The 12,277-nt window shown below is 35.6% G+C and carries 11 protein-coding genes; 5 read left to right on the forward strand and 6 right to left on the reverse strand.

Going from position 1 to position 12,277, the window contains the following annotated elements; translation table 11 throughout:
* Positions 1-46: 46 nt before the first annotated feature.
* A complete protein-coding gene (locus MKS83_RS07265) occupies positions 47-469 on the reverse strand; it encodes a PaaI family thioesterase (RefSeq protein ID WP_240582596.1) in 423 nt (140 codons plus the stop codon).
* Between the two features lie 120 nt (positions 470-589).
* Between MKS83_RS07265 and MKS83_RS07270 the strand changes: the two genes are divergently transcribed.
* Both MKS83_RS07270 and MKS83_RS07275 read left to right on the forward strand, forming a co-directional pair.
* Positions 590-1,342, forward strand: a complete 753-nt coding sequence (locus MKS83_RS07270) for a helix-turn-helix domain-containing protein (RefSeq protein ID WP_240582597.1) — start codon at positions 590-592, stop codon at positions 1,340-1,342.
* A gap of 24 nt (positions 1,343-1,366) precedes the next feature.
* Positions 1,367-2,533 (forward strand): FAD-dependent oxidoreductase, encoded by a 1,167-nt coding sequence (locus MKS83_RS07275; protein WP_240582598.1) that lies wholly within the window; start codon positions 1,367-1,369, stop codon positions 2,531-2,533.
* A gap of 52 nt (positions 2,534-2,585) precedes the next feature.
* Here MKS83_RS07275 and MKS83_RS07280 read toward each other — a convergent pair whose 3' ends face one another.
* The 5 genes from MKS83_RS07280 to MKS83_RS07300 all read right to left on the reverse strand — a co-directional run bounded on the left by MKS83_RS07280 (position 2,586) and on the right by MKS83_RS07300 (position 9,052).
* Positions 2,586-4,709 carry a type IA DNA topoisomerase gene (locus MKS83_RS07280; protein WP_240582599.1) on the reverse strand — a complete coding sequence of 708 codons (2,124 nt, stop codon included), beginning with the start codon at positions 4,707-4,709 and terminating at the stop codon, positions 2,586-2,588.
* A gap of 261 nt (positions 4,710-4,970) precedes the next feature.
* Positions 4,971-6,422 (reverse strand): serine hydrolase, encoded by a 1,452-nt coding sequence (locus MKS83_RS07285; protein ID WP_240582600.1) that lies wholly within the window; start codon positions 6,420-6,422, stop codon positions 4,971-4,973.
* 458 nt (positions 6,423-6,880) lie between these two features.
* Entirely contained in the window at positions 6,881-7,627 is a 747-nt protein-coding gene (locus MKS83_RS07290) for a metallophosphoesterase (protein ID WP_240582601.1), read from the reverse strand.
* 61 nt (positions 7,628-7,688) lie between these two features.
* On the reverse strand, positions 7,689-8,432 hold the full coding sequence (locus MKS83_RS07295) for a pirin family protein (RefSeq protein ID WP_240583172.1): 744 nt from the start codon (positions 8,430-8,432) through the stop codon (positions 7,689-7,691).
* Between the two features lie 323 nt (positions 8,433-8,755).
* Positions 8,756-9,052, reverse strand: coding sequence for a GNAT family N-acetyltransferase (locus MKS83_RS07300; RefSeq protein ID WP_039367821.1), 297 nt, complete (start codon positions 9,050-9,052; stop codon positions 8,756-8,758).
* A gap of 416 nt (positions 9,053-9,468) precedes the next feature.
* On the opposite strand from MKS83_RS07300, the gene MKS83_RS07305 reads away from it, so the two are divergent.
* The 3 genes from MKS83_RS07305 (at position 9,469) to metQ (ending at position 12,162) form a co-directional block, all read left to right on the forward strand.
* A complete protein-coding gene (locus MKS83_RS07305; protein ID WP_240582602.1) occupies positions 9,469-10,497 on the forward strand; it encodes a methionine ABC transporter ATP-binding protein in 1,029 nt (342 codons plus the stop codon).
* Positions 10,490-11,146, forward strand: a complete 657-nt coding sequence (locus MKS83_RS07310) for a methionine ABC transporter permease MetI (RefSeq protein ID WP_240582603.1) — start codon at positions 10,490-10,492, stop codon at positions 11,144-11,146. Before MKS83_RS07305 ends, MKS83_RS07310 begins: the two co-directional genes overlap by 8 nt.
* A 203-nt stretch (positions 11,147-11,349) precedes the next feature.
* The gene (metQ, locus tag MKS83_RS07315) at positions 11,350-12,162 is read left to right on the forward strand and encodes a methionine ABC transporter substrate-binding lipoprotein MetQ (protein WP_240582604.1); all 813 of its coding nucleotides are present in this window, start codon (positions 11,350-11,352) and stop codon (positions 12,160-12,162) included.
* Positions 12,163-12,277 lie beyond the last annotated feature (115 nt).

Below are 12,277 nucleotides of genomic sequence, written 5' to 3' on the forward strand. Positions count from 1 at the left end.
TGAACAAAACTCATTCCACTTTCATGTGAAAAAGGTTTATCACCACTTATTTTATTTTCATCATGGTCACTAATGAAGTTGCTACATGGCTTTCATTTTCCCCATTTTCATCTACAACATAAATCTCTGTTCTTACAACACATATCTTTCCTCCTCCTTTTATCACATAAGATTTTGAAACCAACGCCTCTCCTATAGCAGGTCTTAAATAATTGACTTTCAGCTCAACCGTTACCACATAGCAGTCTTCTTCATAGTGACTTACAGCAGCATATCCCGAAGAAACATCCACCAGAGAAGCGATCATCGCACCGTTAAACATTCCTGCTTTTCTGGTCATCATTTCCATTTTAGGAATTTTGATGGAAATATAATCGGTTTCTACCGCTAATAATTCTGCTTTGTAAAATTTGAGGGTTTCGGAGCGGCTGAAGCTATCTAAGATGAGCTGTTTTTTTTCTGAAGTCATTATTTTAATTTAAAACAAATGTAGCATAACCTTAAAAAACGTGAAAATTTTCAGACACTATTCATCTATAAAAACAATAAACTGTAAATTCGTTCAACTGAAACAGCTTAGAAATATTCCATGAGCAACGAATTAATCTATCAATTCATGAAACCTGAAAAATCCCTTACCGATTTTGTGTATGGTTATTCTTCGCTGCAGAATCTGTCAACATTTAAAGAAGGCGTGATCATTCCCAACGGAAAAATCGATCTGCTATTCTGTAAAACCACCGATAATCGGTTTCAGATTGTTTTGATGGGACTGGAAACTCAACCTAAACCAATGCCGGAAACGGAATTTTCAGATTTTTTCGCGATCAGTTTCAATCCTCTTGCATTAGAATATATTCTTCATCAGTCCATTGCAGAATTTGTGAACAGCGGAAAAGAATTACCCAATAATTTCTGGGATTTCAGTATTGATGATCTTAACGATTTTGAACAATTTTGTGCGAAAGCTTCTCGAAAAATAAAAACCTTATTGCCTGAAGACATTGATGAACGAAAACGCAAATTATTTGAGCTTATTTTTTCGACTCATGGAGAAATCACCGTTAAAGATCTTTCAGAACAGATCGTTTGGAGCGAACGCCAGATCAACCGCTATTTTAATAAACAATTGGGAATCTCTTTAAAGTATTACTGTAAAATTTTACGTTTTCAGGCTTCTCTTCATCATATTAAAGACGGAAACCTTTTTCCGCAGCTTAATTTTACAGACCAGTCTCATTTCATAAAAGAAATCAAAAAACTTTCCGGAGTTTCTCCTAAAGAACTATTTAAAAATCAAAACGACCGATTTTTACAATTTTTGGTGTATCACACCTCCTAATTTTGCAGCATAAAATTTAAAATTATGCTTATAAAAGATAAATCAATTGCCATTGTGGGCGGTGGTCCGGGAGGATTAACATTAGCAAGACTGCTACATCTAAAAGGTGCCGATGTAAAAGTATATGAAAGGGATCTTAATAAAAATGCCCGCGTTCAGGGAGCTCCTCTTGATCTACATGACAACTCAGGATTGGCTGCAATCCGTAAAGCAGATCTGCTGGAAGAATTCAAACAGAATTATCTTGTGGGAGCCGACAGAGAGCTTATCGTTAATGAAAATGCAGAGATATTTTTCAGTGACCATGAAGGCAAACCTGAAGAAAATTTCGGGCATCAGCATTTCCGCCCGGAAATCGATCGTGGAACCTTAAGAAAGATCTTACTGGAATCTTTACAGCCTGAAACCGTAGTCTGGGACAGCCATTTCGTTTCTATGGAGAAGCAGAATGAAGGATGGCTCTTACATTTCAAAAACAATACAACAGTATACGCAGATATTGTGATTGCCTGTGACGGAGCCAACTCAAAAATCCGTCCTTATATCACGGACTACAAAGCTTTCTATACCGGAATTATTATGCTTGAAGGAAATATTCTGCAGGCCAAAGAGAATGCTCCAAAAGTTAATGCCTTATTGAAGGGCGGGAAAATAATGGCCTTCGGAAACAAAAAAAATCTTCTGATGGGTCAAAAAGGAAACGGTGATATTGGATTTTACGCAAGCTTTAAAATTGATGAGAGCTGGGTAACAAACAGTGGTTTAGATTATAATGACAAAGCTCAAATGCTGGATTGGTTCAAATCTACTTATCCCGAATGGAACCCTATGTGGCTTGAATTATTTGAAAATGCAGCCCCCCCCTTTATTCCACGTCCTATTTACTGTATTCCTTTTGACCAGACCTGGGAAGCGCAATCCAATGTAACCCTAATCGGAGATGCTGCTCATGTAATGCGTCCGTTTGCCGGAGAAGGTGTTAATATGGCGATGCTGGATGCATTGGAATTAAGCGAATCTTTGACATCAGATCAATATAAAACTTTACAGGAAGCTATTTCCGAATATGAGATCCAGATGCGAAAAAGAGCCGCCCTTATTGCAAAAGAATCTCTCGACAACGGAGAATTGATGCATGCTGAAAACGCTCTTGAAAATATGCTGAATTTTTTCAACGGACCTCATGAATAATAAAAAAGAAACGTTAATACCGTTTCTTTTTTATGTTGTATATATTTTGACTTTAAGGAATAATGACAGTAAACTGATCATTAAAGGATAAAACTCCTTCTGTCACACTTTCAGGATGTGAACTGAACCCTTTTAGTTTTGATGTTTTGCCTTTTAATACTAAATCCATCAACTGTTTATCCGATAATTTTTTTCCGAAGATTTCAAAATTTACTTTAAATCCACAATTCTTAAAATCTGAGCAACCGACAGCCGTTTTCCCTTTCATTAAATGATGAGCTTTGCATTTCGGGCATTGGGTTTCTTCCCAGGATTGAAGTTCTTTTTTAACGGCAGGTTCCCTCTTTTTCTTTTCTTTAACCTCCACTTTTTCTTCTTCCAGGGTAATCACTTTTCCTTTTCCGTCCACTACTTTTTTAGTGAGTTCGGTTACCATCTGGATCAGTTCTTCTTTAAACTGATTGGCTTCATATTCACCGCTTTCTATTTTGCGAAGTTTCAATTCCCATTCCCCTGTCAGTTCGGGACTTTTCAGCAATTCATCTTCAATCGTGTCAATTAATTGAATTCCGGTATGAGTGGCAATTAAGTTTTTCCTTTTCTTTTCAATATATTTTCGTTTGAAAAGGGTTTCGATAATATTGGCTCGCGTTGATGGTCTACCAATTCCATTGGTTTTTAGCAATTCCCGGAGTTCTTCATCTTCCACCTGTTTTCCGGCCGTTTCCATAGCTCTCAAAAGCGTTGCTTCCGTATAAGGTTTTGGCGGTGAAGTTTTCCCTTGATGAATCATCGGATCATGGGGTCCGGTTTCTCCAACCGTGAATTCCGGAATCGTTTGTTCTTCTTCCTTCTCTTTTTCTTTATCGTTGGATTCTTCTTTGGGTTCTTTAGCATAAACGGCTCTCCATCCCGGTTCAAGAATCTGTCTTCCACTGGTTTTGAAAGGAATTGTTCCCACTTTTCCTTCTACCAAAGTATTTGAAATTTTACATTCAGGATAAAAAACAGCAATGAAACGTTTGGCAATCAAATCATAAATCAGCTTTTCTTCTCTGCTCAGATTTTGAGACGGTGGAACTTCAGTTGGAATGATCGCATGGTGATCGGTAACTTTGGTATCATCGAAAACCGCTTTTGACTTCGGAATCGGAGCTTCCAGCAGAGGTGATATTAAATCCTGATAGAAATACATTTTTCGCAAAATCCCTTCTATTTTAGGATATAAACTTTCGGATAGATAGGTTGTATCAACACGGGGATAGGTCACGTGCTTTTTCTCGTATAAACTCTGAATATAATTCAATGTATTCTCTGCAGAATACCCATATTTTTTATTGGCTTCGACCTGAAGTCCCGTCAAATCGAAAAGTCGCGGATTTTTTTCTTTTCCTTCTTTAATTTCGAAAGAAACGATCTCAAAAGGATTTACTTTCAGATATTCCAATCCTTTTTCAGCACGTTCCAAGCTTTTTAAACGGTCGATTGCCGCGTTGAAAATAACGTCCCGGTATTTGGTTTTAAGTTCCCAATATTCTTCGGTGGTAAAGGCATCAATTTCTTTTTGACGCTGAACCAGCATCGCCAATGTAGGCGTCTGAACTCTACCGATGGAAAGAACCGCTTTATTCCCTCCGAATTTTTTCGTAAAAAGTCGTGTCGCATTGATTCCCAATAACCAATCTCCGATCGCTCTTGCATTTCCTGCTAGATACAGATTTTTGTAATCTTCAGCTGGTTTTAAGCTTGCAAAACCTTCTTTAATCGCTTCTTCGGTAAGGGAAGAAATCCACAAACGCTGAACCGGTTTGTTACATTTTGCTTTCTGCAATACCCATCTCTGAATCAGTTCTCCTTCCTGACCGGCATCCCCACAGTTAATGACCTCATCACATTCTTCAACTAATCTTTCAATCACTTTAAACTGGTTTTCAACGCCTTTATTGGGAATTAGTTTGATCCCAAAGTTGTTAGGAATGATCGGTAACAAAAACAAATTCCATGATTTGTACTGCGGACCGTAATCATGAGGTTCTTTCAGGGTACAAAGATGTCCGAACGTCCATGTCACGCAATAACCGTTTCCTTCCATATAGCCCTGCTTCGGAGTAGTAGCGCCCAATACTTTAGCAATATCTCTGGCAACACTGGGTTTTTCGGCAATACAAAGTTTCATGAATTTTCGGAATTATAGAGGAGGGCAAAAATCGGGATTTTTTTTGGATTTTGCTAATTTGTTAATAGGTGTTGATTGATAGTTGTTAGTTGATGGTTTAGAATGAGTGTGATAAATTTTTAGTTAAGTAAGGCTTTACGGTTATAAGTATATATCTTAATCTATAGTTTCTACTGCATCATCCTTTCCTTAATCTGATAATCGGTAATTTTACTTTATATATTTTTAAAGCTGATATTAGGATTTTTTTTCTGGGCATTTTTATTTAGGATTTTTTAGCATTTCATATTTTAATAATGCCTCTTTATCATCCTGCTCTTTTTCAATATAGATTTTCAGAAATTTTATTGCTTCATCCTTGCGGCCGGATAACCTGTAGGCCTCACTGATATTGTAATAACCATAAGCAGAGCCTGGAAAACTATATATATTCAGTTTAAACAAATCTATTGCCTGATTGTATTTCTTTTCGAATAACAGCTTATATCCGTATCTTTCAATAAGGTTTTCTTTTAAATATTTTTTCGGGTTGCTTTTTATTTTTGTTATGGCGGCTTCATAACCTTTATTACAGGCTTCCTTAATCATTTCTTTAGTATAAAAAAAACTATCAATGGAAGGCGTTGAACCGGCTAATTGTTTTTTAATAAGATTGCTCACTTCCCAATAATTTTCAACCTCTCCATTGGTGAGAATTACAACAGTATAGCCTGAATCAGGAAAAATCATCAGTTCATTTGCAATACCCAAATGCCCGCCGGTATGCCCGATCATCCGATGGCCGTTTATTTTGTTTTCTATGATTCCGTAGGCATACATCCCTTCCCTATATTTTACTTTGCCTGTAGTATAGAGTTTTATACTTTCTTTATTTAAAAGGATATTGTTTTGTAAGGCGTTGGCAAATTTCAATAGATCGTCGGCAGTGGAATAACCTCCTCCGGCAGGGGTTCCTTTCACAACATTTGAAAAGATATTGTTTTTCCATTGCCCCGGCTTTTCTGTCGACATGGTATATCCTGTAGCTAAATTGGGAACAGCTTCATCCAGCTCATAAGCATCTGTATCCAGCATTTTTGCAGACATATAAATATTTTCCTTTACAAAATCAAAATAACTTTTGCCCGTTATTTTTTCAATAATTAATCCAAGCACCATATATCCGGAATTGCTGTACAGGAAATCGGAACCCGGCCTGAAAGCCAGTTTTTGATCAACAAACAAAGGAAGATAATCTGCAACTGTTCTGAACTTTTCCTTTGCTGATTTCTCATGCTCTGCCCAGAAGTTCCCCATTCCTGAAGTATGAGTTAATAATTGATGTATTGTTACCGAATCAGCAATGGATTTGTTGGGAAAATCCGTAAGGTATTTACCTACTTTATCGTGAAGCGAAACTTTCCCTGCTTCCGCTAACTGCAAAACAGCCATAGCCGTAAACATTTTATTCATTGAAGCTAGGTTGAATTTTGTATTCGTTTTGTTAGGAATACTGTCCGCGAGATTTGCAAAGCCGAAAGCTTCCTTATATACAGGCTGCCCATTTTTAGCAATAAGAACAACCCCGCTCAGATAATTTTCTTTCTCAAGCTTTTTTAATTGCTGGTTGAGCTCAATTATATTAATGCCAGGTTTCTGTGCATATACGAAATGAGCAAAGTTCAGGCAAAACACAATGATGACAGGCAGTAATTTTAGTTCATAATTTCTCATGTTCAGCTTTTTGAGAAAACAAAATTACTCGCCGTTTCTATAAAAACATTGTAAAAATGTAAACCGTTATATAAAAAGCCAAAGATTGCCGGACTCCGTGTCGATATTTTTAAAAAATCATCCGAAAAATACTGTACGCCTAATGGTCTGAAATACATTGTAATTTCATTAATCGGTTTTCATAAAAAACTTATGTCGGAAAAGAAATATTATAAAAAAAGTCGGATGAAATATTTTTTGCTGCCAGATGGAATGATCCGAATTTTATTGTTTTCAGAAACAATATTTGCATTCTGGCATACAGTTACAATACAGTTATTACTGGGGAATGTCAAATATTTATTTGATTTCGGGGAATCTTTTTCGGATATAAAATAATACCCTTCAATATATTTTTTTAAATTTCGTTTTGGAGTGTAAAAAATTGAACCTCCATTTTATTAATACTTATTCTTTTCTTAAATCTCAATAATTAATTCTTTTTCATAGCCGTTATATTTTTCATCAATATACCCATGCGGATTACAAATAATTTTCGTATTCCCGATTTCATACTTTGAAGGTGTGTGAATATGACCGTGAATCCAATATAAAGGCTGATATTCCTGAACTAAATCTTCAAGATTAGAAGCATAAGCTGACGTTACCGGATCATTTTTATATTGTTCCGGAACTGAGTGAATACTTGGAGCATGATGAGTCACCACAATATTTTTCATTCCTTTTGCTGCTTCTAAACTTTCCTGTAACCATAATTTAGATAACTGATGAATCTTAAATATGTCAACAGTCCTCATTTTCGAATAAGAAGGATCACGTTTTATTTTTTTGTAATCATTCATGACTGACTGACAAATCATTCCGTATTCTATCGGATTTCCGAAAATTGAGAAGTCTGTCCACAACGTAGCTCCATGAAAGCGAATTCCTTCAATATCCACAAATGAATTTTCCAGTACAAAAATATTGGAATCTAGTGCTGCCTCTTTTATTTTATGTAATGTTTTTGGATAGGAACCTTTATAATACTCATGGTTTCCCAGAACATAGATTACAGGCTTACCGGGAATTTTAGACTTAATCCATTCAATCCCTTTTATTCCTAAATTTACATCTCCTGCTAAAACAACTATATCAGCATTATCAAATAGTATATTGGTATATCCAAATTCCTGATGCAGATCACTTATGATTTGTATTTTCATTTTTACAAATTACAGAAAAAACTCCCTTAAAGAAGAGAGTTTTCTAACAATATTTATAAAATTAATTAATTTCCATAGGAACTTCCATCAAAAGAATCTCCGTGTTTTCTGAAGTTGTTTTAATCTTTAATTCAGAAATATCTTGGACTCCTAAGCCATCTCTTTCTTCCAGTTTTTGGCCATCAATTTCTGCGCTTCCTTTAATGATAAAAGCATAAACGCCATTCTCTTTTTTCCTGATCTGATATTGGGTTTCCGTAGTATTTTCAAAATTTCCTAAATGAAACCATGCATCCTGATAAATCCAGACTCCCTCGTCATCTGCGTTGGGAGAAAGGATCTGCTGGAATCTGTTTTTGCTTTTTGCTGGATCCAGCGTAATCTGATCATATCTCGGGCTCACATTCCTTTTTCTGGGATAGATCCAGATTTGCAGAAACTTTCCTAGTTCCTCATCACTTTTGCTGAATTCACTGTGCATCACCCCGGTTCCGGCACTCATCACCTGGATTTCACCACTTTTTATAACCAGTTTATTGCCCAGACTGTCCTCATGTTCCAAACTGCCTTCAAGAGGGATGCTTATAATTTCCATATTATCATGCGGATGCACTCCAAATCCTTTTTCTGCTTCTAAAGTATCATCATTTAATACTCTCAAAGCACCAAATTGAATTCTTTCAGGATCGTAATAATCACCAAAGCTAAAAGTTTTTTCACTTACCAACCACTCATTCTCAGTTTTTCCTCTGGAATCAGCTTTATGCAAAACATTTTTAGTTTCATCCGGTTTGGAAAAAGCAATATTCACTTCACTCTGTAATAATCCACTTCCTCCTCCGTAATGTTGTATTACCTTAATTTCCTTGCCTAAATTTTCACAAAAAGCTTTAATATCTCGTTCAAACTGATCTTCCAGCCCGGAACTCAATAAAACAATATCAACTTTATTATTGCTGATATAATCATAAGCTTTATTTTCAAAGCTTAAAAGTTCTGCTTTCCAGCCTTCATTTTTTTCTATAATTCTTTTTAAGACATCAAGAATTTCCTGATTTTTTCCGAGGACTAAAAAATTAAGCATTTTCATTTCAGATAAATTAAGGATTAAAATTAGAGTTCAGTTTCTTACAATGTTTCTTTGAACCAAACATCATTATATTCTTCCGGATGACGCTTGAACTGAGCATGAACGTAAGGACATAACGGAACAATCATTAAATCATTTTCTCTGGCATAAGAAACCAGTTTTTCCAATAATAATTTTGCAAATCCTCTTCCTTCATATTCGGGATTCACTTCTGTATGGTAAACCGTTAATTTATTTCCAATGACTGAAATATCCATTTTTCCGGCTTTGTTGTCGTCTGAGAAAAGTTGAACTTCTCCTCTTACGTTTCCTAAAACTACTTCTGTTCTTTCCATTGTTTTAATTTTTAATAATAACAAAGTTAAGACCTCCTACAAGATTATATCATGATCTATGATAATTTCGGTAAAAGTTTTTCATTTTTCTAAATTATCAACAAACACAAATAACACACTATAAATCAATATATTAAAAAATAAACTCAAAATTATTTTCAAAAAGTCTACTTTTTTAGTGGACTAATGAAAATTTATCCCTTATATTTGCAACCGTAATCAGGACATTAAAAATAAAATGAAATCGAATTTTAGAAATCAATCCATTAAAAAGCATACCATCAATACTATGATGATGTATTGCTGTATGCCTGGATTACGAAATTGCTGTGGTTGACCTTACTTTTATATGACATATTTTTAAAGGCTTTACCACGTTGTAGAGCCTTTTTTGTTTAATAAGAATAGCATCAAAAATGATAGAGATAAAGAACATTTCAAAAACATTTCACCATACAAAACAGTCTTTTAAAGCGCTGGATAATGTAAGCCTGACTATTGAAAAAGGCGACATTGTCGGAATCATCGGATTTTCAGGAGCGGGAAAAAGCACTTTAATCCGAACGGTGAATCTTCTTGAAAAACCGGATAATGGTGAAATTATTATTAACGGAAAGGATTTCACGAAATTAAATTCCAAACAATTAGCCCGAGAAAGAAAAAAAATAGGAATGATTTTCCAACATTTTAATCTTCTTTCTTCAAGAACGGTTTTTGAAAATATTGCTCTTCCATTGGAACTGGACCATGTCAACAAAACGGAAATCCATCGAAAAGTCAATGAACTGCTGAAAATTGTAGGTTTGGAAGATAAAGCCTATGACTATCCTAAAAGTCTTTCGGGCGGACAAAAACAAAGGGTTGCCATTGCAAGAGCCTTAGCCAATGATCCGTATCTCCTGCTTTGTGATGAAGCAACAAGTGCGCTAGACCCTGCAACCACTCAATCCATTTTACAGTTGTTGAGGGATATTAATCAAAGGTTGGGAATCACCATTTTGCTGATCACCCACGAAATGGAGGTCATTAAAACAGTCTGTAACCACGTTGCTGTCATTGACAAAGGAAAACTGGTAACCAAAGGAACTTTAAATGAGATTGTCTCCAACAAAGAGAATCCTATCATTAAACAATTTTTAAACTCTAGTGTTATGACTATACCACAGGAACTGAATAAAAAACTACAAAAAGAACCGCAACACGGACTGTTCCCTCTTGTTGAGGTTGAACTTAATGAACAAATATCTGTTGAAGAACTGCTTTCAATAGTGTATGATAAATATAAAATTCCTTACAAACTTCTAAAAGCTGATGTTGAATACTTAGGAGATTCCAACTTCGGAAAGCTATTATTGCAACTTCAGGGTGAAGAGGAAAAAAACCAGCAGGCTATCTATTATTTCAACCAGAATAAAATTCAAAATACGGTAAGAGGATATGCTTAGTGATACGGTGATTTCTCTTTTATCAAAAGGAATTTGGGAGACGGTTTATATGACATTCGTGTCAGGATTTTTTGGATTTGTATTAGGTTTACCGGTTGGAATTCTATTATTTTTAACTAGAAAAGGACAGCTTTTGGAAAATGCAGTTTATAACAGGATTTTATCTGTTTTGGTGAATATTTTCCGATCCATTCCTTTCATCATTCTGATTGTATGGATGATTCCGTTTACAAGAAGTCTGGTCGGAACATCAATTGGTATAAATGCCGCTTTGGTTCCTTTAAGTATTGGAGCCGCACCTTTTATTGCAAGATTGGTAGAGAACAGTTTGTTGGAAGTTCCTTACGGATTGATTGAAACCGCAAGAGCATTGGGAGCTACTCCATTTCAGATCATCCGAAAAGTGTTGTTACCGGAAGCGCTTCCGTCTTTAATTAACAATGCTACGATAACCTTGATCACTTTGGTAGGGTATTCTGCAATGGGAGGAGCAGTCGGAGCAGGAGGATTGGGACAAATCGGTTATCAGTACGGATATATTGGTTATGATGCAGTGATCATGAATCTGGTATTGGCTTTATTGGTGGCTATCGTATTTATTATTCAGTTTTCAGGGGACCGATTAGCCAAAAGATTTGATCATCGTTAATTGAAATTTAAACAAGAATTATAGTGTGTAAGCACTTTAAAAATATAGTGTGAATGTGAAATAGTGTGGTGGTTTGATGATTTCAGCCATCGATCCGGCGAAAAAGGTAATTCAAAAAGGTATAAAGCCATATTTTATTATTATCAAAGAATTTAAAGATTGCCTTTTTGCTTTTTCGCCATTTTTTAAGAAAATAGTTGACAATGAAAAAAATAAAGATTTTAGGAGCATTAGCAGCGGGATTGTTATTATTTACAGCCTGCAGTTCACCGAAAAAAGATAATCCGAATGTGATTAAAGTCGGCATCACTTCCGGTCCGGAACAGGAAATTGCCGAAGTGGCTAAAAAGGTGGCCAAAGATAAATACAACCTTGATGTAGAACTGGTTTCTTTCAATGACTATGTTGTTCCGAATGAAGCGTTGAATAACGGAGATATTGATGCAAATGCTTTTCAGCATGTTCCTTATTTAAATGAACAGTCCAAACAGAGAGGCTACAAATTAGCTGTTGTAGGAAATACTTTTGTCTATCCGATTGTTGCCTATTCAAAAAAAATTAAAAACATTGGTGAGCTTCAGAATGGAAGCACTGTTGTCATTCCTAATGACCCGACAAATGGAGGACGTTCTTTACTTTTATTACAGAAAAATGGATTGTTGAAACTGAGAGACGGAATCGGTCTCCTACCTAAGGTAACTGATGTTGTTGACAATCCTAAACAATTAAAAATCCTTGAAATAGAAGCTCCACAATTACCAAGAGTATTGGATGATAGGGAAGTTGTAATCGCTGTTATTAACAACAATTTCGCAGCACAGGCAGGATTGGATGCCGAAAAACAGGGAATTTTTAAGGAAGATAAGGATTCACCTTATGTGAACGTAATTGTTTCCAGAGAAGACAACAAGACTTCCGAAAAAGTAAAAAACTTTGTAAAGGCTTATGAATCCGATGAGGTCGCGAAAAAAGCGGAGGAGATTTTTAAAGGAGGGGCCATTAAAGGCTGGAACTAGTTTAGTGAATTGCCTATGAGTGAATTTTTCCATTATTCTGCAAAATTCACTATTCACTTTGACTATTAAAGAAGTCTATTATTATATATTGTTGGCATTGTTTCATATTTTTTGA

Source organism: Chryseobacterium sp. Y16C (assembly GCF_022488405.1).
GTDB lineage: Bacteria > Bacteroidota > Bacteroidia > Flavobacteriales > Weeksellaceae > Chryseobacterium > Chryseobacterium geocarposphaerae.

What these genes read in the sequence shown, in the direction of transcription:
- MKS83_RS07290 (WP_240582601.1), bottom strand. Translation starts at nt 7,627, where the DNA reads ATGAAAATACAAATCATAAGTGATCTGCATCAGGAATTTGGATATACC.
- MKS83_RS07300 (WP_039367821.1), bottom strand. Translation starts at nt 9,052, where the DNA reads ATGGAAAGAACAGAAGTAGTTTTAGGAAACGTAAGAGGAGAAGTTCAA.
- metQ (WP_240582604.1), top strand. Translation starts at nt 11,350, where the DNA reads ATGAAAAAAATAAAGATTTTAGGAGCATTAGCAGCGGGATTGTTATTA.
- MKS83_RS07265 (WP_240582596.1), bottom strand. Translation starts at nt 469, where the DNA reads ATGACTTCAGAAAAAAAACAGCTCATCTTAGATAGCTTCAGCCGCTCC.
- MKS83_RS07270 (WP_240582597.1), top strand. Translation starts at nt 590, where the DNA reads ATGAGCAACGAATTAATCTATCAATTCATGAAACCTGAAAAATCCCTT.
- MKS83_RS07310 (WP_240582603.1), top strand. Translation starts at nt 10,490, where the DNA reads ATGCTTAGTGATACGGTGATTTCTCTTTTATCAAAAGGAATTTGGGAG.
- MKS83_RS07305 (WP_240582602.1), top strand. Translation starts at nt 9,469, where the DNA reads ATGATAGAGATAAAGAACATTTCAAAAACATTTCACCATACAAAACAG.
- MKS83_RS07275 (WP_240582598.1), top strand. Translation starts at nt 1,367, where the DNA reads ATGCTTATAAAAGATAAATCAATTGCCATTGTGGGCGGTGGTCCGGGA.
- MKS83_RS07285 (WP_240582600.1), bottom strand. Translation starts at nt 6,422, where the DNA reads ATGAGAAATTATGAACTAAAATTACTGCCTGTCATCATTGTGTTTTGC.
- MKS83_RS07280 (WP_240582599.1), bottom strand. Translation starts at nt 4,709, where the DNA reads ATGAAACTTTGTATTGCCGAAAAACCCAGTGTTGCCAGAGATATTGCT.